Consider the following 26,136-nt stretch of genomic DNA (forward strand, 5'->3'; position numbering starts at 1 on the left):
GTTCAAATTAATTGGTATCTGAATTCCCGACCACTTAAATGTCTTAACTGGCATACACCAATCGAGATCTTCTTGCTTAATCTGCGTCACTAAATTCGTTCAAGTTATTTCTTGCAATCTGCCAAAATATTAAAACAAAGGAAGAATTAACGTGAAAAAAGTAGAAAAGAAACGGCAACTGGTCGCCGCCCATCGCGACCTCTATCGCTGCCCGGTCTGCCACCGGCCGATTCAGACAGTCGATGACTCCGGGATCGTCTGTGAAAATGGTCACCGGATTGATTTCAATAAGCACGGCTACCTGCATTTCCTGAATGGGGCGGCCGACACCGAGTACGGGCGGGAAATGTTCGTTGCCCGCCGGCAATTATTGTCCGCGGGGCTCTTCTTGCCAATCGTCCGGGCGATGGCGGCCCACCTGCCGGCCCGCCCGCAGCGAGTCTTGGACGTCGGCACGGGGGAGGGGACGTCGCTTCTTCAGCTGGCCCAGCAGCGGCCGGGGCAGGACGACTGCCTGGTCGGATTTGACATCTCCAAGGCCGGGATCACCCTGGCGACCCAGCTCGACCTGGATGCCTTCTTCTGCGTCGCCGACCTGCGCCAGCTACCCTTTAACGACGACAGCTTCGACGTGGTGATGGAGCTCTTCTCGCCGTCGGACTATGCCGAGTTTAACCGGGTCCTGGCCCCAGGTGGGACGCTGCTCAAGGTGATCCCTAACAGCAACTACCTGATTGAGCTGCGCCACCTCCTTTACGGGACGGCAGCCAGCCACTCCCACTACGACAATTCGCGGGTCCGGGAGCTCTTTTTCAAGCACTACCCGCAGGCGAGCCTGGTGCAGGTCCGCTACCAATTCACAATCCCGGACGGCCTCCAAGCGGCCCTGGTGGAGATGACGCCCCTGCACTGGGGAAAGGGCGCCAAACGCCTGTCGGACGGGGACTTAGCCGCCCTGCATTCCGTGACGGTCGACGTCAGTCTATTGGTTGCCCAAAAAAATTCGTAAAATTGTTTGCACAAACGACGAAATGGTGCTAAAATGCTATCAGAAATCGTTTAGCAATTGACATCGAACAGATTCGTTGGTAGTTGCTAAGGAGTACTTCATTAAAGCAGCGTTTCGCCGTGCCCACACCGAGACCCTGCTTTTTTTATTTGTGAGGAGAAATTGAGAATGACTAATCACATCGTACTATTTGAACCGCTCTTCCCGGCCAACACGGGCAACATCGCCCGGACCTGTGCGGGGACGAACACCGAGCTCCACCTGATCAAACCGCTGGGCTTTTCGACCGACGATAAGCACATGAAACGGGCGGGACTGGACTACTGGGACAAGGTCAAGATTACCTACCACGACGACCTCCAGGAATTCGTGGCCAGCGTGCCGGACATCAGCAAGCTCTACCTGGTCTCCAAGTTCGCCAGCCGCGACTACACTGACGTTGACTACACGACCCCAGGGGATCACTACTTTCTCTTTGGCAAGGAGACGACCGGCCTGCCGGAGCAGTTCATGCGGCGCTACCCGGACAACGCCATCCGGATCCCGCAAAACGATGACAACATCCGGGCGCTGAACCTCTCCAACAGCGCGGCCATCGTGATCTACGAGGCCCTGCGGCAGCAGAGCTTCCCGAACTTGGCGCGGGTTCACACCTACCATTTTGACAAGCTGAAGTAGGGGAGGGCGGTCTGCATGGCACAACGAAAACGTAAATCGAGACGGCGTCGGCAGACCAGCCGTTCGTCCAAGAGTCAGCACCGCCTGGTTGACAACCTGGTCGGCATCATCGTCGTTCTCCTGATGCTGGTCGGCCTCTGCGACCTGGGGGCCCTGGGTGCCGTCATCGCCGGGATCTTCAAGCTTCTGGTAGGGGCCAGCTACCCGATTTTGATGCTGATCGTTCTGCTCTACGGGGTCGGCTTTGCCCTCTACGCCCGCTGGCTGCACTTCAGCCCGCGGCGGATCGTCGGGGTGATCGTCACCTACCTGGGGCTTTTGATCTGGCTGCACGTCCTCTTCGTTAACCAGCTCAACGTCCACGCCAAGATTCCGGTCGTGACCTGGAGCAACCTCAGCAAGGCCCTCTTGAACGGGGACACGACCCTGCCGATCGGTGGGGGGATGCTCGGGGCCTACCTCTTTTCGGCCTGCGACGCCCTGGTCGACCAGGTGGGGACCGCCGTCTTCGCCTGGATCCTGATGATCTGTGGGGTCGTCATCTTTTTTGCCCTGCCGTGGCGCGACTTCCTGAAGCTCTGCGGCCGGCTTCTCCAGAAGCTGGGGATCATGAGCAAGGAGGCCGGTGAGCGGCTGAAGGAGAAGGCGGCCCAGCCCGGGGTGACGATGCCGCCTCTGTCCAGCGCGGCGGCCCACGCGACTGCCGCGAAGAAGACGGTGACCGACTTCTTCGCGGGCCAGGATGAGGATGATGATGCCACCGCTGCCCATTCCGAAGAATCGGCGTCACAACCGGCACCAGCCCGATCGGTGGAGCCGAAGATCACGGTGGCCTCCAACCATCACGAGGAACTGGCGAACGCGACCGAACATGAGGACGAGCCGCCCCTGGCGATGACGGGTGGTTCCGCCAAGGCCGACGAAGACTACCAGCTGCCGCCCCTGGACCTGCTGAGCAAGGTCCAGGCCACTGACCAGCAGGCCGATCTGAAGAACATCAAGAAGAACACCAAGATTCTCCAAGAGACTCTTCAGTCCTTCAACGTCCAGGCAACGGTGGAGAACGTCAGCCTGGGGCCATCGGTGACCAAGTACGAGCTGCGGCCCGCGGTAGGGGTTAAGGTGAGCCGGATCACCCATCTGGCGGACGATCTGGCATTGGCCCTGGCCGCCAAGGACATCCGGATCGAGGCCCCGATCCCCGGCAAGTCGCTGATCGGGATCGAAGTGCCAAACCAGCAGGTAGCCACGGTCGGCTTCCGCGATATGTTCGAGGCGGCACCTAAGGACGACAACCCGATGGACGTGCCGTTGGGGCGGACGGTCACCGGGGATGTCGAGATGGCCGACCTGACGAAGATGCCCCACCTCCTGATTGCCGGGGCGACCGGTAGCGGAAAGTCGGTGGCCATCAACGTCATTCTGACCAGCATCCTCCTCAAGGCCAAGCCCCACCAGGTTAAGATGCTCCTGATCGACCCGAAGAAGGTCGAACTCAGCGTCTACAATGACATTCCCCACTTGCTCAGCCCGGTCGTCTCTGAGCCGAAGAAGGCGGCCCGGGCCCTGGGTAAGGTGGTTGCGGAGATGGAGCGGCGCTATGAGCTCTTTGCCAAGTTTGGTGTCCGCAACCTCAAGGGCTACAACCAACTGGTCCAAAAGCAAAATGCGGCCCATCCGGACGACCAGCAGCCGGCCTTGCCGCTGGTCCTGGTCGTAGTCGACGAACTGGCCGACCTGATGATGACCGTCTCCAATGACGTCGAGGATGCTATTGTGCGGATTGCCCAGATGGGGCGGGCTGCCGGGATCCACATGATTCTGGCCACCCAGCGGCCGTCGGTGGACGTCATCACCGGGCTGATCAAGGCTAACGTCCCGTCCCGGATCGCCTTCGCGGTTTCTAGCGGGGTCGATTCGCGGACGATCATCGACACGAACGGGGCGGAAAAGCTGCTCGGCCGCGGGGACATGCTCTTTGAGCCGATCGACCAGAACAAGCCGGTCCGGGTTCAAGGGGCCTTCATCTCCGACCAGGACGTCGAGGAGGTCGTCTCCTTCATCAAGGATGAACGGCAGCCCGAATACGATTCGCAGATGGTCGTGAGCGACGCCGAACTGGCCCAGGAAGAGGAGCAAGAGGACGAAGACGAGCTCTTCCCCCAGGCCCTCGAATTCGTAGCCCAGGAGCAGCGGGCCTCGACCTCGATGATCCAACGGCGCTTCCGAATTGGCTACAATCGGGCGGCGCGGATTATCGACGACCTGGAGCAGCGGGGCTACATTAGCCCGGCCAATGGCTCTAAGCCGCGCGAGGTCTATAAGAAGCCGGACCAGCAGTCATCGCAAAAATAGAAAAAAGGACTGGCGAATCGCCAGCCCTTTTTTAGGTCCAAAATTAAACTAGATTAAATTCAGTGATGCGACGGCACCGAAGATCAAAGACCCCAGCATGGCAATCAGCATCAGCCAAATTGCGACCATCGTAATTTTTTGGAAACGTGTTTTCTTTTTCCGTTGCATTAACTTAACCGCCTTTCACGATCATGAACTTCTAGTAGTGTAACGCATTTACCGGTTGTTTTTCAAACGTCAGGCCCAACTTATGGTAAAATTCTACCAGTAAATGACTGGTTATCAAAGGGGCGGAGAAGGAATGCTGATTAATTTTCGAAAGTTATTGATAGAGCTATTGATCGTGGTGATCTTGTGGGGATTTACCTTGCTCTGGCGACGTCTATCTAGACGCCGGCGCGGGCTGCTGGTAATCTGGACGATCGTTCTCTGGGTTTTAATTATCTGGAATCTGGACGTTTATTGGGTCGCCTACCCAATTGCATTTTGGATGATCTGGGCCCTGGCCCTGATTTTTCTCCAGCTTGTTCACAATCACGAGTTCCTTTATCGCCGTTATTGGCCAGTCTTTTGGCGGCTCTCCTTTTTTTATGCGGTAATTATCTTTTGCGGTTCGCTCTTCTGCAACGGCCTGCCATTAGTATGAAACATTTGATAACTGATCGTCCAATAAGCAAGTTAGCGGGTGGTCCCAAAGCGTTTTGGGTCTGCCCGTTTTTGTGCTTAAAAAAGTTTGGAAATACCGTGGTGAGAAGTGGGGGATTGTGGTAGACTGGTCGTATGAAGTGGCAAGGGGAGGCGCAGACGCTTGTTAATGGGGGAATTTCAACATTCGCTTGACAGCAAGCGTCGCCTGATTATCCCTGCCAAGTTTCGCGACCAGCTAGGCCCCGAGTTTGTTTTGACTCGGGGCTTGGATGGCTGTTTGTTTGGCTACCCGCAGGCCGAGTGGCAGCGACTTAATGAAAAACTGCAGTCATTGCCGCTAACAAAACGGGACGCCCGGGCTTTTGTCCGCTTCCTGTACTCGGCGGCTAGCGATTGCTCCTTTGATCGGCAGGGGCGGGTCAATATCCCGGAACCCCTTTGCACTTACGCCCATTTGAGCAAGAAGTGCATGATTATCGGGGTGGCAAACCGCCTGGAAATTTGGGACGCCGACCGGTGGAGTGAATATAACAGTGACACCGCGGCTAACTTTGACGAGATTGCCGAGGAGCTAAACATTGATTTTTAGGAAAAGGAGTGCAAGTCGATGGCAAAATTTAACCACGTAACGGTACTGTTGAAGGAAGCCGTAGCGGGCTTAAATGTGCAACCAACTGGCACTTACGTTGATGCAACCCTGGGTGGTGGCGGTCATTCTGGTGAAATTTTGCAACACCTGACTAGCGGCCACCTTTATTCGTTTGATCAGGATCAGACCGCTATTAAGTACAACCAGGAGCATCTGCATGCAGCCCTGGCTGCGGGGAAATTAACCCTGATTGAGGATAATTTCCGCCACTTAAAGGCGGCCTTGACGCGCCAGGGGGTCGAAGGAATTGACGGGATCGTTTACGATCTCGGTGTTTCCTCGCCCCAGTTCGACGATGCGGCGCGCGGCTTTAGCTACAAGCTCGACGCACCATTGGATATGCGGATGAACCAGGATCAGGAGCTGTCGGCCATGGAGGTCGTCAACGATTGGTCCTACGAGCAGCTCGTTCGAATCTTTTACCGTTATGGTGAGGAGCACTTTGCCAAGCAGATTGCCCGTAAAATTGAACAGCGGCGCGCCCGGCGGCCAATTCAGACCACCTTCGAGCTGGTCGATGTCATCAAGGAGGCCATTCCGGCGGCCGCCCGCCGTCACGGTGGTCATCCCGCCAAAAAGAGCTTTCAGGCGATCCGGATCGCCGTCAATGACGAGCTAGGAGCCCTGGAGGAGTCGCTTGAGCAAGCCTTTGAACTCTTGAACGTCGGTGGTCGGATCAGCGTGATCACTTTCCAATCCTTAGAAGACCGTCTCGTGAAGACGATGTTTAAGGAGAAATCTTCGCTGAGCGCCGACCTGCCCCAGGGTCTGCCGGTCATTCCGGCAGGGATGGAGCCCCACTTTAAGTTAATTAATAAGAAGCCAATTCTTCCTAGTGCTCAGGAATTAGCCAACAATCACCGGGCACACAGCGCTAAGTTGCGCGTTATCGAAAAAGTTAAGTAAGGAAAGAGTGAGTAAAGTGGTTTCAAACACTGCACGAAAATTAAAAGAGCAACCGGAAAGAAAACAAGCATCAGTCCAGCGGTCCGCGGCTAATCTCCGGACAGTCCTCTGGTCGCCTTTTGAGCGGTTGCTCGTAATCGTCGGTGGGATTGTAACCCTGTGCCTTGTAATCACCTTACTTTCAACGAAGGTTGCCATTAACAATCAGCAACACCACCTGCAGGATCTGCAAAGCCAGATCAGCAAGGTCAAAAATGCTAATACAAGCTCACAACAAGAAATTGCAGAATTGACAAGCCAGTCGCATTTGAAGGCGGCCGCTCATAAATATGGCTTGTCGGATCGAAATTCAAACGTAAGGAACATTAATCAATAATGAATAAAGAGCCAGAGCGAGCGAGAAACAAGAAAAATAATAGGAATCAGGGGACCTTTGGAAAATGGCTGTTCCTGATCACGGTTAGCCTATTCGTCTTGTTTATCGTTCGTTTTGCGTATATTGCGATCAATAAGGATGTTCAGCACGTCAACCTACGCTCCAAGGCCGAACAGATTTACACCCAACGGCAGGTCATCCAGGCCCGCCGGGGAACAATCTATGATGGTGAGGGAAACAAGCTGGCGACCGACACTAGTCGCTATACGCTATATGCAATCGTTGATCATCATCAGCGGTCTAACTCCGGAAAGCCGCTTTACGTTACCAATAAAAAGAAGACTGCTAAGATCTTGGCCCGCTACATCAATGAATCGTCAGCTAAGATTGAAAAAACGCTGACGACCGATGGGCAAACCTACCAGGTCGAGTTCGGTACGGCGGGGAGCAACCTGTCCGTGGCGACAATGCAGAAAATTAAGAGCTACCACCTTCCAGGAATTAATTTCGTGGCCACCCCGGCCCGACAGTATCCGGAAGGTGAATTTGCCTCCCAGCTGATCGGAATGGCTAGTCCCAAGACCGATAATAACGGGACAACCAAACTGGTGGGGCAGCTCGGCCTCGAGGGCTACTTCAATAAGCAATTGACGGGGACCAATGGGATTCGCCAGGACAAGCAGGACGTCTATGGTTACCGGCTAGCCAATTCAAAGGGAACGGTTAAGCCGGCGGTCAATGGTGACGATATTCACACCACCATCGACCCCCAGACGCAGCATCTCCTTGAGACCAAGGTCAACAAGGTTTTCAAGACCTCCAAGGCCAACGCGATGACAGCGGTGGTCATGGAAGCCAAGACTGGGAAAATTATCGCAGCCACCCAACGCCCGACCCTGCGTTCTGCCAAAAATCCGGTCTGGCGAAACATGCTGGCCCAGGACGCTTACGAACCTGGTTCGACAATGAAGGTCCTGGCCCTGAGTGCGGCGATTGATTCCGGTCACTTCAACCCGAATGACACCTTTAACTCGGGGACCTGGTCGCTGGGTGGCGGCAAGATCACTGATTGGTCATCCAGTGGTTGGGGTGCAATCACCTACAAGGATGCCTTTGATCTCTCCAGTAACGTCGGCTTTGCCCATGTTGAACAGAACATGGGGGCCGCTACCTGGTACAAGTACATCAAACGCTTTGGTCTTTTAAAGAAGGTCAATGTCGATGGGATGGGCAGCGAGGTTAGCGGCTATACCCAGTTTAGGGGGGCCCTGGAGCAGGCCAACACCGCCTTTGGCCAGGGGATTACCGTTAACGAATTGCAGATGATGCAGGCCTTTAGTGCCGTCGCCAATCGCGGTAAAATGATGAAGCCCTACTTCGTTTCCAAAGTCGTCAACAGTAAGGGCAAAACCGTAAAGAGCAACCACCCCAAGCAGGTTGGCAAGCCGATCAAGGCCAAGACGGCTAAACAAGTCCTCGGCTATATGCAAGGGGTCGTTTACGACGAAAAGGGCCTCGGCCACATGTACCAGATCAAGGGACACCGGATCGCCGCCAAGACCGGGACGGCCCAGATTGGTGGAGCCAACGGTTATAGCAAGGGTGATACCAACTATCTCTACTCGATGGTGGGGATGGCACCGGCTAAGCATCCGCGCTACATCATTTACATCACCCTGCGTCAGCCACAAAACATCAGCACGCCGGCTGCCAACCAAATTGCCAACGTCTTCAATCCAACGATGAAGATGCTGCTCAACCGTCAGAGCACGACCAAGTCCGCCAAGAGCAGCACGGTTAAGGTGCCAAACCTGGTGGGTCAAAGCAGCCAGCAGGCAACCACCAAGCTGGGTAAAAAACACCTGCAGGCAGTGGTGATCGGCAGTGGTAAGACGGTCCGCAAACAGTCAATTCCGGCCGGTCAGCAGGCGCTGATCAATCAGCGGATTATCTTAAGAACCAGTGGAACGGCTCAGCTGCCGGATCTGAGTGGTTGGAGCTCGGCGGACGTGGAGCAATTAGCAGCCATGCTGCATTTGAAATTAAAAGAAGAGGGTAGCGGCTACCTGGTTTCCCAGAGCATTGCCGCTAATACCCAGGTGAAGGCCCAGACGACCTTAACTGTTAAATACAAACCAAAGGAGTAAAGAGAATATTATGAATATCTTGACCGCTATCTTGACGGTGATCAGTGCATTTCTGATTACCTTCCTGTTGATGCCATACTTGATTCGCTACTTTCGTGCCAAAAAAGAAGGCCAGCAGATTCGAAAGGAAGGTCCGACTTGGCACGCCAAAAAGGCCGGAACACCGACCATGGGTGGCTTGCTTTTCATCTTCTCAGCCGTCGTCACCATTCTCTGGGTGGCAGCCTGGCGGGGATTGATTTCCAACACCCTGTGGGCACTGCTTTTCATCCTGGTGGTTTACGGCCTGATCGGAATGTGGGACGACAGTATTAAGATTTTCCATCACCAAAACGAGGGCTTCAAGGCTTGGCAGAAGGCCCTGGCCCAGGTGATCGCGGCGATGGTCTTCACCGCCATCTACCAGCATGAGGGCTTTCAGATGGGCTTTGGGACCACTCAGGCCGGCTGGTGGTACGGTCTCTTCATCATCTTCTGGATGGTTGGCTTTTCCAACGCGGTGAACCTGACGGACGGCCTGGACGGCCTGGTCAGCGGCCTGTCGATCATTTCCTTTATCGCCTACCTGATCGTGGCCCTGGTCAACATCAGCCAGCCGGGCTATGCCGAGATCGCCCTCTTCTGTCTGGCAATGATCGGGACTTTGATCGGTTTCTTCCCTTACAACCATAAGCCGGCCAAAATCTTCATGGGGGACATGGGCTCGCTGGCCATTGGGGCATCGCTGGCGGCGGTTTCACTCCTGCTCCATCACGAGTGGTCGCTTTTAATTGTTGGGATTGTCTACGTCTGTGAAACGGCCAGTGTTATCCTGCAGGTGGCCTCATTTAAGTTGACTGGAAAGCGAATTTTCAAGATGACGCCAATTCACCACCACTTCGAAATGTGTGGCTGGAGTGAATGGAAGATTGACATTGTCTTCTGGATCGTTGGCCTGATTGGAGCAATTATTGCCGTTAGTTGGATTTTGTTGGTTGGTTAAAAATCATAAAGTGAGGAAGCAAGAATTATGAAGCAGATTGATACGTACCAGGGCAAGAAGGCACTGGTGATTGGTTTTGGGATTAGTGGCTTAAACGCCGCCCACCTCTTGGTAAAGTTGGGGGCGCAGGTGACGGCTAACGATATGAAGACGCCGAAGGACCCGGCCGTCGTTCAAGACTTAGAGAACGATGGGATTAAGGTTATCACGGGTTCCAACCCGCTGAGCCTGGCCGATGCGGGCTTTGACGTTGTTGTCAAGAATCCGGGTATTCCTTACGATAATCCACTAGTTGCCAAGTTTGTGGCCCAGAAGACGCCGATCATTACGGAAGCAGAATTGGGTGCCGAAATCTTTGCCGGTCACCTGGTTAGCGTCACCGGGAGCAACGGGAAGACCACTACGACGACGTTGACGCAACTGATGTTGGCCAAGGGGACAACCCACCGGGTCAAGTATGCCGGCAACATCGGGGTGTCCTTTAGCAAGGTTGCTGAGGATCTGGGCCCCGACGACACCCTGGTGACTGAATTATCTAGTTTCCAGCTCTTAGGTTGCCCGACGATTCATCCTCACATTGCAATTATTACCAACATTTTCTCGAACCATCTGGACTACCACAAGACCCGGGAAAATTACATCAATGCCAAGCTCAATATCACCCGCAACCAGACGCCGGATGACTACCTGATTATGAACTGGGATAAAGAAGAGTGGCAAGAGATCGCCCAGCGCTCCCGAGCGACGGTTGTTCCTTTCTCTCGTCTGGGCAAGAGTCATGACGGAGCCTACGTGGAAGATGGTATGATTTATTGGCGTGGCGAGGAGATCATGGCGGCCAAGGATATTCGCTTGATCGGTCCTCAAAACGTTGAAAACGCCTTGGCAGCAATCGCCGCGGCTAAGCTGAGCGGTGTGAACAATGATGCCATCGTCAGCGTCCTGACGACCTTCAGCGGGGTTCGTCACCGTCTGCAATACGTCATGGACTACCAGGGGCGGCGTTTCTACAACGACTCGAAATCGACCGACATTGAGGCGACCGAGGTAGCACTGGCCGGTTTTAGTCAGCCGGTGATTCTGCTGGCCGGGGGCCTGGACCGGGGCTACACCTTTGAGCGGCTGGTGCCGTACTTTAAGAAGCACGTCAAGGCGATCGTCGTCTTTGGACAGTGCAAGGACAAGATGAAGGATGCGGCTGAGCAGGCTGGGATCCCGACGATCATTGAGAGTGAAAATGCCGTTACGGCTGTTCCAGAAGCCTGGAAGGTCAGTGAACCGGGCGACGTCATCCTCCTGTCTCCGGCAAACGCCAGTTGGGATCAGTTCCCGAATTTCGAGGTCCGGGGCGATAAGTTTATTGAAGCAGTGGAAAAGTTAACTGGTCAAAAGGAAGGAAATTAAATGCGGTTATTAGTATCTGGTGGCGGTACCGGGGGACACATTTACCCGGCACTGGCCCTCATTGAACGACTCAAGCAGGTTGAACCGGACACCGAAGTTCTTTATGTTGGGACAACCCGGGGACTGGAAAACAAGATTGTACCGGACGCCGGCATCAAATTAGAGACCATGCACATGCAGGGCTTTAAGCGCTCCCTGTCCCTGGACAATCTGAAGACGATTTACCTCTTCTTGCATTCGGTCCACCACGCCAAGAAGATCATTCGCGACTTCAAACCGGATGTTGTCCTTGGCACCGGGGGCTATGTCTCCGGCGCGGTCCTGTACGCGGCAGCCAAGCACCATGTTCCAACGGTGATCCACGAACAGAACAGTGTGGTCGGGGTGACTAACAAGTTCTTAAGCCGCTATGTTGACCAAATTGCGATCGCCTTTGAGGCGGCGCGCAGTCAGTTTCCGGCTGAGAAGGTTACCATGGTCGGTAATCCCCGGGCCCAACAGGTAGCAGCCCAGGCTAACAGCGATTTTTCCTGGACCAGCTACGGCCTAAAGGATGATGTGCCGACGATGATGATTTTTGGTGGCAGCCAGGGGGCCCCGAAGATCAACAAGACGGTCGTTGACGCGATCCCTGAATTCAACAAGCGGCCCTACCAGGTTATCTTTGCGACCGGCCAGAAGCGTTACGCAGCCGTGCAAAAACAGCTGGAAGGCGTTAAGATCGGTGCCAACGTGAAGGTTGTGCCGTACATCAAAGACATGCCTGCCAAGATGCCGCGGGTGGCAGCACTGGTCTCCCGGGCCGGCGCCACCACGATTGCGGAAGTAACGGCGCTTGGGGTGCCAACGATCTTGATCCCAAGTCCGTACGTGACGGCTAACCACCAGGTGAAAAATGCCCAAGCGCTGGTAAAGAACAACGCCGCGGCGATGATCACCGAGGATCAATTAGACGCCCGGTCGCTGCTTTTGCAGGCGGACCGGATCATGGAAAATGATGACCTGCGCGCTAAGATGTCAGCAGCATCCAAGAAGATGGGCCGACCAGACGCGGCGGATCGCCTGATCAAGGTGCTCCATCAGGCTATCGACGAACATCATTAAGCATTAAGAGGGGGCGAGACAGAGATGGCACGTGATCGCTACGTTTCTGAACATCAACAGTATGCCAAGCGCTTGGCGGATCTTGAGAAGCGTAGCGCACAGGCCCGCCAGAAGGCCCAGGCACAAGCAACCAGCCGTAGCCAGCATATTTCACGACGCCTGCCGAAATTGCGCTGGCACCATTACAAAACCAACGGCGAGCGTGTTCTCAAGCTGGTGATTTTCTTTGGACTGGTGCTCGTCTTGATGCTCTACATTCTCTCTCCATTTAGCAAAGTCAAGACTGTGACCGTGACCGGTAACAAGCAACTGCCGGTGTCCCAAGTTGAACGCGCCACCAGTATTCATCCCGGTCGCTTTATTTGGGGTGTTTGGTTGCACCAACGTTCGATTTGTCGGACAGCCCGTTTCAAGCAGCCGCGAATTGCTAGCATTCAAATTCGCGTGACCGGTTTGCAAAGTGTTCACCTGACTATCCGGGAAAACGCTTTGCTGGGAACGGCGACCCTGGGGCAACAACGCTATGCCGTTCTGGCAAACGGCCAGCTTCAGGCGAGTGCCAAGCCGGCTGGCGGGATTAGCTATCAGGGCTTTAATCAGCATCGGGGATCATTGAAAGAAGTTGCCCGCCAGATCGGCAAGTTGAAGCCGGCGGTCCGCGACGGGATCTCAACAATCAACTATCGGCCGACCAAGCAGATGCCCAACCGAATTGTCTTGTACATGCGCGATGGCAACACGGTCCTAGCAAACCTGCACACGGTTGGCAAGAAGATGGCTTACTATCCTGCAATTGTGGCTAACATGAAGAATAATGGCGTGATTGATCTCCAAGTGGGCGCATACTCGTACGATTATGGTTCACAAGATAAATAATATTTTGCAAAAGCTTACACGAACCCTTTTTCGAGGGTGTTTAACTGTGGTAAAATCTTTAAGAGATAAATTTTCAGTTACGAAAAAAGTAATTTAGTATAATAGTTTTTAGGAGGGTTCCGACCAAATGAATAATTCAGAGACATATGTTGGATTAGATATTGGAACCACCTCGATTAAAGCAATGGTCTGTGAAAATGTAAAAGGGCAGTTGAAAGTCATTGGCGTAGGCGTTGTCTCCTCAGCCGGTTTAAGTCGTGGCATTATTGTTGATATTGACAAAACCGCTCGTGCAATTTCTCAAGCTGTCAAGCGCGCCGAGGAAAAGTCCAATATCGAGATTAAAGATGTAATTGTTGGCCTGCCAGCCAACTATCTCCAGATGCAACGCGTTCATGGCTCCGTGACGATCGCGTCGCAGAATCAGTCACGTGAAATTACCGACCGGGACGTGATCGATGTTGCTAGAGAGACCCTGACCCAAAATATCGCCCCGGAGCGTGAAATTATGGACTTGGTGCCGACCGAATTTACCGTTGATGGTTTTAACGGCATCAAGGATCCCCGGGGAATGGTCGGCGTGCGTCTCGAGATGAAGGGGACACTTTACACCGGACCTAAGACTATTATTCACAATACTAGGAAGGCCGTTTCTCAGGCGGGGTATGGCATTCGCGATCTCGTGATTGCTCCGATTGCGACCGATTTTAACCTTTTAAATGATGGTGAGCAGGACTTCGGGACCGTGGTGATTGACCTCGGTGGTGGCCAAACGACGACGAGCATTGTTCACGACCACCAATTGAAGTACACCTTCGTTGATCCCGAGGGTGGTCAATACGTGACCCGCGACATTTCGACGGTTCTGAACACCTCATTGAAAAACGCCGAGCAGCTTAAGCTCAACCACGGCTATGCGCTGAGTTCGCTGGCGCATGCGGATGCTCAGGTGGATGTACCGGTGGTCGGCAAGAATACGCCGGTTCAATTTGCTGAAACCTACCTCGCTGAGATCATTGAGGCCCGGATGCGGCAGATTTTCCAGCGCAGTCGGGATCGGCTGCGGGCCATTCATGCTCCTGAACTGCCGGGTGGGGTTGTCCTAATTGGTGGGACAGCCGCCTTACCGGGGGTAGCGGAACTGGCTGGGCAGTACTTTAGTGGTAACGTTAAGGTCAACTACTCTAATCAGATGGGGGTTCGCCACCCGAGCTATTCACTGGCGATCGCTCTTGCCACCTACGAAAGCCACCTGACGGATGTCGACCGGCTCGTCAAGCAAACCTTGCAGCAGACCGATACCATCAGCCGGCCACAAGAAACCCAGCAGACCAGCGATCAACCGCGGGTGACTCAATGGAGCCAGCCGGAGCCAGCCGAAACGAAGACTCGTCCGGCACCGGCCAAGCGTTCACGGGCCAAGAAACCCAATGAGCATTCACTCGGCAATCGCTTCAGAAGTATGCTGAATAATTTATTCGACTAATTTTCACGGAGGAACAGCTGTATGGACAATGAAACACAAACAATGGAAAATGAATTCGCTGGTGCGCGCATCAAGGTAATTGGTGTCGGTGGCGGTGGTGGAAACGCCGTTAACCGGATGATTGCCGAAAAAGTGCAGGGGGTTGACTTTATTGTTGCCAACACTGACCTCCAGGCGCTGAACGCTTCGCAGGCACCAACGAAAATTCAATTAGGCCCTAAGCTGACCAAGGGACTGGGCGCGGGTTCTAATCCAGAAGTCGGCAACAAAGCGGCCGAAGAAAGTGAAGAGCAGATCCAAAAGGCCTTAGAAGGTGCGGACATGGTCTTCATCACGGCTGGCATGGGTGGCGGAACCGGTACCGGAGCCGCTCCGGTAATTGCCAAGATTGCCAAGGACAGCGGTGCCTTAACCGTGGGTGTCGTTACCCGGCCGTTCTCCTTTGAGGGACCACGGCGTTCCAAATACGCCACCGAGGGTCTGGACAATCTGAAGGCCAATGTGGACACTTTGATCATCGTTGCCAACAACCGCCTGTTGGAAATGATTGATAAGAAGACGCCAATGATGGAGGCCTTCAAGGAAGCCGATAACGTTTTGCGTCAAGGTGTTCAGGGGATTTCCGACTTGATCGTGACCCCAGGGTACATCAACCTGGACTTCGCCGACATCAAGACCTTGATGTCTAACCAGGGTGCCGCCTTGATGGGGGTTGGTTCTGCTACCGGCGAAAACCGGGCCACGGAAGCCACCAAGAAGGCGATCTCTTCGCCACTGTTGGAAGTTTCCATTAACGGTGCCCAGCACGTTCTGATGGATATTACCGGGGGCAAGGACCTGTCGATGTTTGAAGCCCAGGAAGCTTCAGACGTTATTCGTCAGGCAGCCGGCACAGATGTCGACATTGCCTTTGGGATGTCTTTGAATGAGAAGATGGGTGATGGCGTCCGGGTTACCGTGATCGCTACTGGGATCGATAAGGCAAAGGCCGTTAATCCGGCCCCAACCCGGCCAGCTGCTCAAAAGCCTCAGCAAACCCAGCCGGCGGCGCAACCACAGCCATCAGCCGTTGAATCACAAAAGCCAGCGGACCCATTTGATGGTTGGAACGACCCGACTGCTGACACTGATGATACTAAGGCCAGCGCGACGGACCACAATCAATTTTCACACGTCGATAAGCCGGAATTTAACGTCTTCAATGATGACACTGCTAATTCCGACGATGATGACGATACTAACTTATCAACGCCACCTTTCTTCAAGAATCGGCGTAAATAATGAAATCATGGGGCGGTTTAATTGATGTTAAACGACGCCCTTTTTCGTATATCTTGCAGAAGAAGGAGGAATCAGAATGGCAGGTATTTTTAAGAGTCTCTTCGGTGACGATGCCGCTGCTGACGAGTACTATGAAGAAGACCGGACGAATGAGCCGGCGCGTGATGATAACGTTGTCTCCTTTAGTCAAGCCAAACGCGCTCGCAGCGATCGGATGAGCCGGATTGCACTTTATGAACCGCGTCTGTATGCCGATGTCAAGCAGATTGCCACACAGCTCTTGAAGGGCCAAGCGGTCATTGTCAACTTTACCCAGATGGACGACCGCAACGCCAAGCGGGTGGTGGACTTCTTGAACGGGGCCACCTTCGCAATTGATGGGGATATTAAGCGCATCGGGAAAGAAATTTTCCTATGCACGCCGAAGAACTACGAGGTGTCCGGTGACCTCAGTGCCGGACTGAAGCTGGACGGCACGAGCCTGACCAACAACTAGGGGGATCGCGATGCTTGGATATATTATCTGGTGCCTAGACTGGCTGATCAATGCCTACATCATGGTGATCGTCGTCTGGTGTTTATTGTCATGGTTTCCCAATGCCCGGGGAACCCGATTGGGCGAAATTGTTAACCGTCTAGTAGAACCCTACATGCGCTGGTTTGACTTCATTCCACCGCTGGGCGGGATTAGTTTTTCACCCGTTGTTGCAATTATCGTTTTGTATTTAGTGCAGGACGGCCTGACCTTTTTGAGCCGTCTCTTGTAAGCGAGTGATAATTATGGATGATCAAAACATTAAACAGCATTTCCGACCGGACGAAGCCGCACTGATCGACCAAATCAACGACTGGATTGCGACGGCAACGGCCCAGTATCGGCCGGTCTTAACATCATTTTTAAACCCGCGGCAACGCCATATTGCTCAAACCCTAGCCAATCGTTCGGACGAGATCAAGGCTGCTAGTGCTGGTGGTTGGCCGGGAGCCGAAATGCAGCGCTTGCTCTTTTATCCCAACTACTACCAACCCCAGCCAGCCGATTTTGACCTGCAGGTACTAGCGGTTGACTACCCGACCAAGTTTGCCGAACTCCATCATCGACAAATCATGGGGACCTTACTAGGCGAAGGAATGGCTCGGGAGGCCTTTGGTGATATCCTGACTGACGGTACGCACTGGCAGGTGGTGGTAACCAGCGAGATGGCCCGTTTCCTGCGGCAAAACGTCAATCACATCGGGCGGGTCAAAATTAAGTGGCTGGCGGTTGATCAGGCGCTAACTCCGGTCGAGGACTGGGAAGAGCTGACAACGACCGTAACCTCAATGCGGCTCGACAGCGTGGTGGCAGCCGGATTTAACTATTCGCGCAACCGGGCTAAGCAATTGATTGAACGCGGTTTGGTGCGGCTGAACTGGGAGGAAACCACCCGGCCCGACTACCCGATCGTCGAACACGACCTGCTTTCGGTTCGCCACGCCGGACGGTTACGGATTGATGTGATCGGTGGAAAGACGCGCAAGCAGAAAAACATGGTGAAGATGTCCGTCGTGCGGGCATAGGATTTAATTGGAGGAAGACACAATGGGATTAACAATCGAGCAAATTAACAATCAGGAATTCTCAACGAAGATGCGGGGCTACAATCAGGATGAGGTTCGCAAGTTCATTCAGGAGGTTTCCCAGACCGTCCAGGAGCTGACGGAAGAAAATCACGCCTTAAAGGAAAATATTAAGGCCGATGAGGGGAAGTTGAAGTACTTTACCGAACTGAAAGATTCCCTAAACAAATCTATCCTGGTGGCTCAGGAGGCTGCCGACAAGGTTAAAACTAACGCCAAACAGGAAGCCGACATCATGATCCGTGAGGCCCAAAAGCAGGCCACTGACATCGTCTCTGAGGCCAATGAGAAGTCCAACCAAGTGATTGAGACGAGCGCTGAGGATACCCGGAAACTGACCACCGAGACCAACGACTTAAAGAAGCAGACCCGAATTTTCCGGCAACGGCTCCAAGTCATGCTCGAATCCCAGCTGGAAGTGGTTAAGAGTGAGGAATGGGATAAGCTGCTGGCCACCGAAAGTACAGATAAGTACGATGAAATCCAAAAGATCCTGGGAGCAAGGCTTGACAACCGTTCGAATGACAGTGTAGAATCATCATCAATCGATTCAGATGGGGACTTTGGTGCTGCGGCAGCCACTGTTGCTGGTCCCGACCAGCCAGCAGTTGAGATGCCCGCTTCGGAGCCGGCCGACAGTGTAGTGCCGGATTCTGAAGAACCGGTAGCGGACTCATCCGCCGAAGATTCTGGACAGACAGTGGTTGTCTTCCCGGACGACGATTCCAACAACTAAGTCCATATCTGAACAAAAACGCTCTGATAAAACGTTGAGGAGAATTGAGAAGATCCTAATAATTCAGCGAGCTGGCAGGTGGTGTGAGGCCGGCATTAAGGGATCTTCTCTGATCGGCTCCGAGTGACCAGCTTAAATCCAGTAGGCTGGTTCGGTTCATTACCGTTAACCAATGCCTAAGGAGGTCTTTTGGGCCTTGAATTTGGGTGGTACCACGAATAGCTTCGTCCCATGCGGGATGGAGCTTTTTTTATTGGAGCAAATAGATGCATAATTGAAAGGGGTAATTGTGATGCGGGTTAAAGACACGCTTAACATCGGTCGGACCAAGTTTCCCATGCGTGGGAAGCTGCCGGTCACCGAAGCCCAACGCGAACAGCTTTGGGAAGAAAACAAGGTTTATCAACTACGACAAAAATTGAATGAGGGCAAGCCAACCTTCGTGCTCCACGATGGCCCTCCGTACGCCAACGGGAACATTCACATTGGCCACGCCATGAACAAGATTTCCAAGGACTTCATCGTTCGCTACAAGTCAATGACCGGTTACCGGGCACCGTATGTTCCGGGCTGGGATACCCACGGCCTGCCAATTGAGCACCAGCTGACCAAGGCTGGCTACGACCGCAAGAAGATGTCGACCAGTGAATTCCGTGACCTCTGCCGCAAGTACGCCTTAGAACAGGTTGACAAGCAGCGGACCGACTTCAAGCGCCTTGGGGTCAGCGGTGACTGGGACCACCCGTACCTGACGCTGGCCAAGGAATTCGAAGCCGCCCAAATTCGCGTCTTCGGTGAATTCGCCAAGAAGGGGCTGCTCTATCAGGCCAAGAAGCCAGTTTACTGGTCATGGTCCTCCGAATCCGCCCTGGCCGAAGCCGAAGTCGAATATCACGACGTCGTTGCCAAGACGGCCTTCTTCGCCGAACAGATCAAGGACGGCAAGGGGATTTTAGACGACAACACCTACCTGGTTGCCTGGACCACCACCCCATGGACCGTTCCGGCTTCCGAGGCCGTGGCGGTCAATGCCAAGTTTGATTACTCCGTGGTCAAGCCAGCCGGTGATGACCGGAAGTTTGTTTTAGCAACCGATCTGCTCGAATCCGTCGCCGAAAAGTTCGGTTGGGAAGACTACGAGGTCGTCTCCCACCTGAGCGGGGCCGCCATGGAAGGTATGACCACCAAGCACCCGTACCTGGACCGCGACATCTTCGTCGGGACGGCCGACTACGTTACTGCCGACGCCGGTACCGGGATGGTCCACACTGCCCCGGGCTATGGTGACGACGACTACCACTTTGGGATCAAGTACCACCTGCCGATCGTGGCGCCAATTACCGCCCAGGGGGTTCTGACCAAGGAAAACGGCCCCGACTTCGATGGCGTCTTCTACCAGGATGCCGATGACATCTCCTTGAAGAAGCTGGAAGAAGCCGGTGCGCTTCTCCTGCAGGAACCGCTGAAGCACTCCTACCCATTTGACTGGCGGACCAAGAAGCCGATCATCTTCCGGGCCACCGACCAGTGGTTCGTCTCCATCGAAAAGATGCGCCAGGACATCCTGGACGCCCTGGAAAAGGTTGAATACCACCCGTCATGGGGGAAGGTTCGGCTGCGCAACATGATTAAGGACCGTGGCGACTGGGTCATCTCCCGTCAGCGGGTCTGGGGCGTACCGCTACCGATCTTCTACGCCGAAGATGGCACCCCGATCATGGAAGAAGAAACGATCAACCACGTCGCCGATCTCTTCGCCAAGTACGGCTCCAACGTCTGGTTCGACCGTGACGCCAAGGACCTCCTGCCGGAAGGCTACACCAACGAGCATTCTCCTCACGGCAAGTTCACCAAGGAAACCGACATCATGGATGTTTGGTTCGACTCCGGTTCTTCCCACCAGGGTGTCTTGGCCGAGCGGGACTACCTGACCTACCCGGCCGACATGTACCTGGAAGGATCCGACCAGTACCGTGGCTGGTTCAACTCCAGTCTGATCACCAGCGTGGTCTGCTCCGGCCAGGCGCCTTACAAGGCCGTCATCTCCCAAGGATTTACCTTGGATAAGCACGGCAAGAAGATGAGTAAGTCGATGGGGAACGTCATCGACCCGAACAAGGTGGTCAAGCAGATGGGGGCCGAAATCATTCGGCTCTGGGTCATGAGTGCCGACACTTCCGCCGACGTCCGGGTTTCGATGGGGACCTTCCAGCAGATCTCCGAGGCCTACCGGAAGCTGCGGAACACCTTCCGCTTCCTGCTGGCCAACACCAGCGACTTCAACGCCGCTGAGGACACCGTTTCCTACGAGAAGCTCGAGGCCGTCGATCAGTACATGTTGGTGAACTTCAACCGCTTCTTGAAGCAGATGCGGACGGACTTCGACCAGTATGACTTCCTGGACGCTTATAAGCTCCTGATCAACTTCGTCAACAACGATCTGTCCGCCTTCTACATGAACGTGGCCAAGGATGTCCTCTACATCGAACCGGCCGACTCTCACGTTCGTCGCTCGATGCAGACGGTCTTCTACCAGATCCTGGTCAGCCTGGTTAAGCTCTTGACGCCAATTCTGCCGCACACGACGGAAGAGGTTTGGGGCTACATGAACGAACCGGAAGAATTCGTTCAGCTGACCGATATTCCGGAAGCCCGCGACTACGATGGGGCGGCTGACCTGCTCGACAAGTGGACGGGCTTCATGGAAGTGCGTTCTCACGTTCTGAAGGGCTTGGAAGAGGCCCGGAACGCCAAACTGCTCAGCAAGGCTTCCCAGGCCCAGATTGACCTCTACTTAAACGATGCTCAGGCCCGGCTGCTTGACAGCCTGGACGCAGACGTCGCCCTGCTGCTCGGCGTTCCTGCCCTGCACGTTCACCCGCTGGACGAAGCACCGGACAGTGCCGCCAAGTACGACGATGGCGTTGCCGTGACTGTGACGGCCGCGCCTGGTGAGACCTGTGCGCGGTGCCGGATGGTCAAAGAAGACGTCGACAGCGATTCGGCATACCCAACCCTGTGTGCGCGTTGTGCCCAGATCGTGCGGACTAACTTCCCAGAGACGGTTGCCGAAGGTCTTGAAAAATAGTTAAGAAGACGCTCGGGATGAGTCATTTCATGACAATTAATCCCTAGCGGTGTAAAATACCAAGTGGCTATGACCACTTGGTATTTTATTTTTTAGTAGGTGAAAAAATGCTAACAGGCAAAGTAAAAAGTTTTGATGAACAAAAGGGCTGGGGCTTCATTCTGGTGCCCGACGAGGGGGAAATCTTTGTCCACTATCATGGAATTGAGGGAACCCACCGGCGGGTCTTGCATCCCGGGCAAAACGTTTCCCTCGTGATTGTTCAGGGCAAGCGGGGACCCCAGGCCGCCCATGTCCGGGTCTTAGACTAAGGAGGGACACAAATGGAATTTGAAGAAAAACCGTTGGAAAGCCGGACCGTCTTTCACGGTCATTTGATTGACGTTGAGGTTCAACAGGTCAGGACACCAACCGGGATTGTTGCTCAGCGTGAAATTGTTCACCATGCTCCGGCAATTGCCATCCTGGCTTTGACTGCCGACAACAAGATGATCCTGGAAAAGCAGTGGCGGGCCCCAATTGCCAAGACCACACTGGAGATTCCGGCCGGCAAGCTCGATCGGCGGGACGCTGCTGATTCAGTTCACGCTGCCAAGCGGGAACTGAATGAGGAAACCCGCTACCAGGCGCAAGAACTGAAGAAGCTCTCGTCCTTTTACACCTCAGTGGGTTGCATGGATGAATACATGACCCTGTATCTGGCAACTGGATTGACACCGGTAGAGAACGCCTTGCCCCAAGATGCCGACGAACAGCTGGCTCTAATGACGGTCAGCCTTGACCAGGCGCTGGCAATGATTAAACGTGGGGAGATCGAGGATGCCAAGACCATCATGGCAATTTATTACTGGCGGGGGATGCAAAACAATGGCTGAGCAGTCCACCACGCCCCGGCGTGACGATGCGGCTCAACCGAGTGAGTTTGTCTCACGCCAACAGTATCGTCAACAGCAAGCGGCTGCCAAGGCGGCCCAGCAGGCTCGCAGCCAGCAAACGACTGCAAAGGCCCAGCCAGAAGGGACTACGGCGGAAACAATGCGCCGCCGTGATTGGGCGACCGATCTGAAGGAACAGGATCAAGAAGAAAAAACGCAACGTCTCAAGAAGCGGTTGAATATCGCAATTGTGACCCTGATTGTGGCCATTATTATTGTGTATTTGATCCTCTTTTACGTTGGATAGGAGAAGATTATGAAATTTGGAATTATTTGTGCAATGCCGGAAGAAATTAAGGAGCTAACTTTCAGCTTAAACGATAAGCAGGTCAAAGTGATCGGCGGTAAGGACTATCTATCCGGCAAGATTTTCGGCCAGGATGTTGTCCTGGTGGAATCAGGAATTGGTAAGGTGGAAGCTGGGATTACGACTGAGCATTTGATCACCGACTTCCAGGTGGACGTGGTGATTAATTCCGGTTCTGCCGGCGGAATTGGTCAGGGCCTGCACGTTGGGGATGTTGTCATCTCCAGTGAGACGGCCTACCACGACGTTGACGCCCGGGCCTTCGATTACGTTTATGGTCAGCTGCCGGGCAAACAGCCACGCTTTAAGGCTTCCGAAAAGTGGGGGCAGGCACTGGAAACTGCTGGTGAGAAGACCGGCTTGAACATTAAGCGGGGCCTGATTGTTTCTGGGGACCAATTCATCGCCAGCCAAGAAGCGATCGCCCGGATTCTCCACTACTTTCCGGATGCCCTTTCCAGTGAAATGGAAGGAGCTGCGGTTGGTCAAGTAGCAACCGATCATGATGTGCCGTACGTTGTGGTTCGGGCAATGTCCGATACTGGAGATGAAGATGCCGGGGTCAGCTTTGACAAGTTCATTATTGACGCCGGGAAGCGTTCCGCTAAGATGCTGCTACAGCTCTTTGCGGACCTGAACAACTAAGTGGAAGGAAGAATATTCGTGAGTGAAGTTTATTTAGATAACGCGGCCACCACGCCGATGGCCCCCGAGGTGCTGGAGACAATGACCCGGGAGATGAAGGATTCCTGGGGTAATGCTTCGACGGGTTATTCCTATGGACGGCATTCCAAACTAGTGATGGAAAACAGCCGGCACGTGATCGCCCAGAGCATTAACGCCGATGACAACGAGATCATCTTTACCAGCGGGGGTACGGAGAGTGACAACACCGCCATCATCCAGACGGCCCTGACCCGGCAAAAGTTCGGCAAGCACATCATCACCACGGCCATCGAGCACGAGGCGGTCTTAAAGCCGCTTCATTTTCTGGAGGAGCGGGGCTTTGAGGTTACCTATCTGCCGGTCAACGAGTACGGTGAAATCTCGCTTGATGACTTTAAGAAGGCTTTGCGTGACGACACGATCCTGGTCACGATCATGATGGGCAACAACGAGGTCGGCAGCCGGATGCCGATCCACGAGATTGGTGAAATCCTCAAGGACCACCAGGCCTGGTTCCATACCGATGCCGTCCAAACCTATGGCCTGCTGCCGATCGACGTCAAGCGTGACCATATTGACATGCTGTCGACCTCGGCCCACAAGCTCAACGGGCCGAAGATGATGGGCTTCTTATACCGACGCGACGGGATCAGCTTCCCAAGTTTCATCAAGGGCGGCGACCAGGAGACCAAGCGCCGGGCCGGAACCGAAAACGTGCCGGCAATTGCGGCCTTTGCCAAGGCGGTCGAACTGGACAGCCCAGAAGAAAAGCAGCGTCGGCAAGAACGCTATTACCATTTCAAGCAGAAAATCGTGACCGCCCTGCGCGATCACGGGGTCGACTTTGAAGTCAACGGCCGGATCGATCCGAACGGGCTCAACCACGTCCTCAGCCTCTGGTTTAAGGGAATTTCGACCTACGTCATGCAGACCGACCTTGACCTGGCCGGGATTGCCGTCTCCGGTGGGTCGGCATGTACCGCCGGCAGCATTGAGCCGTCCCACGTTCTGACCGCCATGTACGGGGCAGACAGCCCGCGGATCAGCGAGTCGATTCGGATCAGCTTCGGGGCGATGAACACTGAAGAAGACATCGACAAGCTAATCGCCGCCATCATCAAGATCGTCGACAAGCTGAAGACAATCGATCAGTCAAAGGAGGGCTAAGGATGGAATTTGCAAAGAGCGTCCGGATTCCCGGCGACACGGTGACCTATTCGATCAGTCCGGACATCAAGAAGTACGCCCTCTTGGACCTGGGCTTTGAGGAGACCAAGCGGGGCAACTTCGAGTACAAGGGCAGCCTGGATACCGACAACCCCTTTAAGCCGGTGGCCCGGCTGCGGATTTTGATTAACGCCGACCTGACTGGCTTTAAGATGGAGACGATTTCGGGCAACGGGATGCGCAAGGTTAACATCTTCAAGCACGCCCGCGCCAAGGAATTTGTTGAACAATACCACTACATTCTGGCCGACATGCTCAAACGCCAGGTTTTGACGGCCTCAAATTAATTCTGTGCAGGCGGCCTGATCCTCTGGTACAATGGTTGATACTGGATGCATGCGACCTTCAATCGTAGATTATTCCAGAATCTATTGGAAATGATGGTGATGTATAAAATGACTGATCACAGTCACACACGTGTTGTTGTCGGGATGAGCGGCGGGGTTGACTCCTCCGTGACCGCCCTGCTTTTGAAGCGTCAGGGCTATGACGTTGTCGGTGTCTTCATGAAGAACTGGGACGATACCGACGAAAACGGCGTCTGTACCGCGACGGAGGACTATAAGGACGTCGCGAAGGTAGCCGCCAAGATCGGGATTCCTTACTACTCGGTCAACTTTGAAAAGGAGTACTGGGACCGGGTCTTCAAGTACTTTATCGCCGAGTACAAGAAGGGGCGGACGCCAAACCCGGACGTTATCTGCAACAAAGAAATTAAGTTCAAGGCCTTTATCGACTACGCCAACCAGCTGGGGGCCGATTACGTGGCCACGGGGCACTACGCCGACCTGAAGCGCGACGCGGACGGCCGGATGCACCTGATGCGGGCCCGCGACCAGCACAAGGACCAGACCTACTTCCTGAGCCAGCTCGACTACCAGCAGTTGGATCGGGTGATGTTCCCGCTGGCCAACTACACTAAGCCGGAGATTCGCCAGCTTGCCAAGGAGGCGGGATTAGCCACCGCCGACAAGAAGGATTCGGTCGGCATCTGCTTCATCGGTGAGGACGGCCACTTCCGCGAGTTCCTCAGCCAGTACATCCCCGCTCAGCCGGGCAAGATGGAGACAATTGACGGCAAGGTCGTCGGCCAGCACATGGGGCTGATGTACTACACAATCGGTCAGCGCCGGGGCCTCGGCCTGGGTGGCAACAAGGAGAGCAACGAGCCCTGGTTCGTCATCGGCAAGGATATCAAGAAGAACATCCTCTACGTTGGTCAGGGTTACCATAACGAACACCTCTATGCGACCCACCTAGAGGCCAGTGACATTCACTGGGTCGACGACGTGGTGAGCCGCTATGGTCATGACTTCCACTGCACGGCTAAGTTCCGCTATCGTCAAAAGGATGTCGGCGTGACTGTTCACCTGGCGGAGGACGGCCAGCAGGTTACGGTCGAATTTGACGACCCGGCCCGGGCAATCACGCCAGGTCAGGCGGTCGTCTTCTACGACGGTGAGGAGTGCCTGGGGAGCGCGATCATCGACCGGGCTTACAACCAGGATCGTCAGCTGCAATATGTTTAATTAAAAGGCAGATTGTAAAATTTAAGTTGAACATTTAAGTGGACAGAAAAACCCATCAAGGTCTTTAATGGTGTTACCGTACAATCCATTAGAAAGAAGGACCTTGATGAGCACCACTATTTTATCA

General features: G+C 54.2%; 27 protein-coding genes. 26 read left to right on the forward strand and 1 reads right to left on the reverse strand.

Annotation, left to right across the window (positions count from 1 at the left end; all coding sequences use genetic code 11):
* The first annotated feature begins 151 nt into the window (after window positions 1-151).
* From OCT58_RS06535 to OCT58_RS06545, 3 genes are all read left to right on the forward strand, one after another.
* Entirely contained in the window at window positions 152-1,009 is an 858-nt protein-coding gene (locus tag OCT58_RS06535) for a methyltransferase domain-containing protein (protein ID WP_267202078.1), read from the forward strand.
* A gap of 168 nt (window positions 1,010-1,177) precedes the next feature.
* On the forward strand, window positions 1,178-1,687 hold the full coding sequence (gene trmL / locus OCT58_RS06540) for a tRNA (uridine(34)/cytosine(34)/5-carboxymethylaminomethyluridine(34)-2'-O)-methyltransferase TrmL (protein ID WP_267202079.1): 510 nt from the start codon (window positions 1,178-1,180) through the stop codon (window positions 1,685-1,687).
* Between the two features lie 15 nt (window positions 1,688-1,702).
* Window positions 1,703-4,042 carry an FtsK/SpoIIIE family DNA translocase gene (locus OCT58_RS06545; RefSeq protein WP_267202080.1) on the forward strand — a complete coding sequence of 780 codons (2,340 nt, stop codon included), beginning with the start codon at window positions 1,703-1,705 and terminating at the stop codon, window positions 4,040-4,042.
* A 48-nt stretch (window positions 4,043-4,090) separates the two neighbouring features.
* Here OCT58_RS06545 and OCT58_RS06550 read toward each other — a convergent pair whose 3' ends face one another.
* Window positions 4,091-4,210, reverse strand: coding sequence for a DUF4044 domain-containing protein (locus tag OCT58_RS06550; RefSeq protein WP_003666746.1), 120 nt, complete (start codon window positions 4,208-4,210; stop codon window positions 4,091-4,093).
* A 133-nt stretch (window positions 4,211-4,343) separates the two neighbouring features.
* Here OCT58_RS06550 and OCT58_RS06555 point away from each other — a divergent pair, with 133 nt between their 5' ends.
* From OCT58_RS06555 to mnmA, 23 genes are all read left to right on the forward strand, one after another.
* Entirely contained in the window at window positions 4,344-4,688 is a 345-nt protein-coding gene (locus OCT58_RS06555; protein WP_267202081.1) for a hypothetical protein, read from the forward strand.
* Window positions 4,689-4,850: 162 nt separating this feature from the next.
* Window positions 4,851-5,279 carry a division/cell wall cluster transcriptional repressor MraZ gene (mraZ, locus tag OCT58_RS06560; protein WP_267202082.1) on the forward strand — a complete coding sequence of 143 codons (429 nt, stop codon included), beginning with the start codon at window positions 4,851-4,853 and terminating at the stop codon, window positions 5,277-5,279.
* Window positions 5,280-5,297: 18 nt separating this feature from the next.
* Window positions 5,298-6,245: a 16S rRNA (cytosine(1402)-N(4))-methyltransferase RsmH gene (rsmH, locus tag OCT58_RS06565; protein ID WP_267202083.1), complete on the forward strand. Its 948-nt coding sequence runs from the start codon at window positions 5,298-5,300 to the stop codon at window positions 6,243-6,245.
* A 16-nt stretch (window positions 6,246-6,261) separates the two neighbouring features.
* The gene (locus tag OCT58_RS06570) at window positions 6,262-6,621 is read left to right on the forward strand and encodes a septum formation initiator family protein (RefSeq protein WP_267202084.1); all 360 of its coding nucleotides are present in this window, start codon (window positions 6,262-6,264) and stop codon (window positions 6,619-6,621) included.
* A complete protein-coding gene (locus OCT58_RS06575) occupies window positions 6,621-8,768 on the forward strand; it encodes a penicillin-binding transpeptidase domain-containing protein (protein WP_267202085.1) in 2,148 nt (715 codons plus the stop codon). Before OCT58_RS06570 ends, OCT58_RS06575 begins: the two co-directional genes overlap by 1 nt.
* Window positions 8,769-8,778: 10 nt before the next feature.
* Complete coding sequence (gene mraY / locus OCT58_RS06580) at window positions 8,779-9,750, forward strand: phospho-N-acetylmuramoyl-pentapeptide-transferase (protein ID WP_267202086.1); 972 nt, start codon at window positions 8,779-8,781, stop codon at window positions 9,748-9,750.
* A 27-nt stretch (window positions 9,751-9,777) separates the two neighbouring features.
* The gene (gene murD / locus OCT58_RS06585; protein WP_267202087.1) at window positions 9,778-11,154 is read left to right on the forward strand and encodes a UDP-N-acetylmuramoyl-L-alanine--D-glutamate ligase; all 1,377 of its coding nucleotides are present in this window, start codon (window positions 9,778-9,780) and stop codon (window positions 11,152-11,154) included.
* Complete coding sequence (gene murG, locus OCT58_RS06590) at window positions 11,155-12,258, forward strand: undecaprenyldiphospho-muramoylpentapeptide beta-N-acetylglucosaminyltransferase (RefSeq protein ID WP_267202088.1); 1,104 nt, start codon at window positions 11,155-11,157, stop codon at window positions 12,256-12,258. It abuts the gene before it with no gap.
* A gap of 24 nt (window positions 12,259-12,282) precedes the next feature.
* Window positions 12,283-13,134: a cell division protein FtsQ/DivIB gene (locus tag OCT58_RS06595; RefSeq protein ID WP_267202089.1), complete on the forward strand. Its 852-nt coding sequence runs from the start codon at window positions 12,283-12,285 to the stop codon at window positions 13,132-13,134.
* A 127-nt stretch (window positions 13,135-13,261) separates the two neighbouring features.
* Window positions 13,262-14,620 carry a cell division protein FtsA gene (ftsA, locus tag OCT58_RS06600; protein ID WP_267202090.1) on the forward strand — a complete coding sequence of 453 codons (1,359 nt, stop codon included), beginning with the start codon at window positions 13,262-13,264 and terminating at the stop codon, window positions 14,618-14,620.
* 21 nt (window positions 14,621-14,641) lie between these two features.
* A complete protein-coding gene (gene ftsZ, locus OCT58_RS06605) occupies window positions 14,642-15,901 on the forward strand; it encodes a cell division protein FtsZ (RefSeq protein WP_267202091.1) in 1,260 nt (419 codons plus the stop codon).
* A gap of 76 nt (window positions 15,902-15,977) precedes the next feature.
* Entirely contained in the window at window positions 15,978-16,397 is a 420-nt protein-coding gene (locus tag OCT58_RS06610; RefSeq protein WP_267202092.1) for a cell division protein SepF, read from the forward strand.
* 10 nt (window positions 16,398-16,407) lie between these two features.
* On the forward strand, window positions 16,408-16,668 hold the full coding sequence (locus tag OCT58_RS06615; protein WP_267202093.1) for a YggT family protein: 261 nt from the start codon (window positions 16,408-16,410) through the stop codon (window positions 16,666-16,668).
* A 13-nt stretch (window positions 16,669-16,681) separates the two neighbouring features.
* Entirely contained in the window at window positions 16,682-17,461 is a 780-nt protein-coding gene (locus OCT58_RS06620; RefSeq protein WP_267202094.1) for a YlmH family RNA-binding protein, read from the forward strand.
* Window positions 17,462-17,483: 22 nt separating this feature from the next.
* A complete protein-coding gene (locus OCT58_RS06625) occupies window positions 17,484-18,257 on the forward strand; it encodes a DivIVA domain-containing protein (RefSeq protein ID WP_267202095.1) in 774 nt (257 codons plus the stop codon).
* A 292-nt stretch (window positions 18,258-18,549) separates the two neighbouring features.
* Window positions 18,550-21,345 carry an isoleucine--tRNA ligase gene (gene ileS, locus OCT58_RS06630; RefSeq protein WP_267202096.1) on the forward strand — a complete coding sequence of 932 codons (2,796 nt, stop codon included), beginning with the start codon at window positions 18,550-18,552 and terminating at the stop codon, window positions 21,343-21,345.
* A gap of 107 nt (window positions 21,346-21,452) precedes the next feature.
* On the forward strand, window positions 21,453-21,656 hold the full coding sequence (locus OCT58_RS06635) for a cold-shock protein (RefSeq protein ID WP_267202097.1): 204 nt from the start codon (window positions 21,453-21,455) through the stop codon (window positions 21,654-21,656).
* 12 nt (window positions 21,657-21,668) lie between these two features.
* Entirely contained in the window at window positions 21,669-22,220 is a 552-nt protein-coding gene (locus OCT58_RS06640; RefSeq protein WP_267202098.1) for an NUDIX hydrolase, read from the forward strand.
* Window positions 22,213-22,527 (forward strand): hypothetical protein, encoded by a 315-nt coding sequence (locus OCT58_RS06645; protein WP_267202099.1) that lies wholly within the window; start codon window positions 22,213-22,215, stop codon window positions 22,525-22,527. The genes OCT58_RS06640 and OCT58_RS06645 overlap by 8 nt, the downstream gene beginning before the upstream one ends.
* Window positions 22,528-22,536: 9 nt before the next feature.
* A complete protein-coding gene (locus tag OCT58_RS06650; RefSeq protein WP_267202100.1) occupies window positions 22,537-23,232 on the forward strand; it encodes a 5'-methylthioadenosine/adenosylhomocysteine nucleosidase in 696 nt (231 codons plus the stop codon).
* Window positions 23,233-23,250: 18 nt separating this feature from the next.
* On the forward strand, window positions 23,251-24,420 hold the full coding sequence (locus OCT58_RS06655) for a cysteine desulfurase family protein (RefSeq protein ID WP_267202101.1): 1,170 nt from the start codon (window positions 23,251-23,253) through the stop codon (window positions 24,418-24,420).
* 2 nt (window positions 24,421-24,422) lie between these two features.
* The gene (locus tag OCT58_RS06660; protein WP_267202102.1) at window positions 24,423-24,767 is read left to right on the forward strand and encodes a DUF1831 domain-containing protein; all 345 of its coding nucleotides are present in this window, start codon (window positions 24,423-24,425) and stop codon (window positions 24,765-24,767) included.
* A gap of 99 nt (window positions 24,768-24,866) precedes the next feature.
* Window positions 24,867-26,009, forward strand: coding sequence for a tRNA 2-thiouridine(34) synthase MnmA (gene mnmA, locus OCT58_RS06665; protein ID WP_368669254.1), 1,143 nt, complete (start codon window positions 24,867-24,869; stop codon window positions 26,007-26,009).
* The last annotated feature ends 127 nt before the right edge of the window (window positions 26,010-26,136 follow it).

The sequence above is a fragment of the Limosilactobacillus kribbianus genome (assembly GCF_026413145.1).
GTDB lineage: Bacteria > Bacillota > Bacilli > Lactobacillales > Lactobacillaceae > Limosilactobacillus > Limosilactobacillus kribbianus.

Bases quoted from the DNA above. Each gene is read 5' to 3' on its own strand.
- trmL (WP_267202079.1), top strand. From the start codon at position 1,178: ATGACTAATCACATCGTACTATTTGAACCGCTCTTCCCGGCCAACACG.
- OCT58_RS06545 (WP_267202080.1), top strand. From the start codon at position 1,703: ATGGCACAACGAAAACGTAAATCGAGACGGCGTCGGCAGACCAGCCGT.
- OCT58_RS06550 (WP_003666746.1), bottom strand. From the start codon at position 4,210: ATGCAACGGAAAAAGAAAACACGTTTCCAAAAAATTACGATGGTCGCA.
- OCT58_RS06555 (WP_267202081.1), top strand. From the start codon at position 4,344: ATGCTGATTAATTTTCGAAAGTTATTGATAGAGCTATTGATCGTGGTG.
- rsmH (WP_267202083.1), top strand. From the start codon at position 5,298: ATGGCAAAATTTAACCACGTAACGGTACTGTTGAAGGAAGCCGTAGCG.
- OCT58_RS06575 (WP_267202085.1), top strand. From the start codon at position 6,621: ATGAATAAAGAGCCAGAGCGAGCGAGAAACAAGAAAAATAATAGGAAT.
- mraY (WP_267202086.1), top strand. From the start codon at position 8,779: ATGAATATCTTGACCGCTATCTTGACGGTGATCAGTGCATTTCTGATT.
- murD (WP_267202087.1), top strand. From the start codon at position 9,778: ATGAAGCAGATTGATACGTACCAGGGCAAGAAGGCACTGGTGATTGGT.
- murG (WP_267202088.1), top strand. From the start codon at position 11,155: ATGCGGTTATTAGTATCTGGTGGCGGTACCGGGGGACACATTTACCCG.
- OCT58_RS06595 (WP_267202089.1), top strand. From the start codon at position 12,283: ATGGCACGTGATCGCTACGTTTCTGAACATCAACAGTATGCCAAGCGC.
- ftsA (WP_267202090.1), top strand. From the start codon at position 13,262: ATGAATAATTCAGAGACATATGTTGGATTAGATATTGGAACCACCTCG.
- ftsZ (WP_267202091.1), top strand. From the start codon at position 14,642: ATGGACAATGAAACACAAACAATGGAAAATGAATTCGCTGGTGCGCGC.
- OCT58_RS06610 (WP_267202092.1), top strand. From the start codon at position 15,978: ATGGCAGGTATTTTTAAGAGTCTCTTCGGTGACGATGCCGCTGCTGAC.
- OCT58_RS06615 (WP_267202093.1), top strand. From the start codon at position 16,408: ATGCTTGGATATATTATCTGGTGCCTAGACTGGCTGATCAATGCCTAC.
- OCT58_RS06620 (WP_267202094.1), top strand. From the start codon at position 16,682: ATGGATGATCAAAACATTAAACAGCATTTCCGACCGGACGAAGCCGCA.
- OCT58_RS06625 (WP_267202095.1), top strand. From the start codon at position 17,484: ATGGGATTAACAATCGAGCAAATTAACAATCAGGAATTCTCAACGAAG.
- ileS (WP_267202096.1), top strand. From the start codon at position 18,550: ATGCGGGTTAAAGACACGCTTAACATCGGTCGGACCAAGTTTCCCATG.
- OCT58_RS06635 (WP_267202097.1), top strand. From the start codon at position 21,453: ATGCTAACAGGCAAAGTAAAAAGTTTTGATGAACAAAAGGGCTGGGGC.
- OCT58_RS06640 (WP_267202098.1), top strand. From the start codon at position 21,669: ATGGAATTTGAAGAAAAACCGTTGGAAAGCCGGACCGTCTTTCACGGT.
- OCT58_RS06645 (WP_267202099.1), top strand. From the start codon at position 22,213: ATGGCTGAGCAGTCCACCACGCCCCGGCGTGACGATGCGGCTCAACCG.
- OCT58_RS06650 (WP_267202100.1), top strand. From the start codon at position 22,537: ATGAAATTTGGAATTATTTGTGCAATGCCGGAAGAAATTAAGGAGCTA.
- OCT58_RS06660 (WP_267202102.1), top strand. From the start codon at position 24,423: ATGGAATTTGCAAAGAGCGTCCGGATTCCCGGCGACACGGTGACCTAT.
- mnmA (WP_368669254.1), top strand. From the start codon at position 24,867: ATGTATAAAATGACTGATCACAGTCACACACGTGTTGTTGTCGGGATG.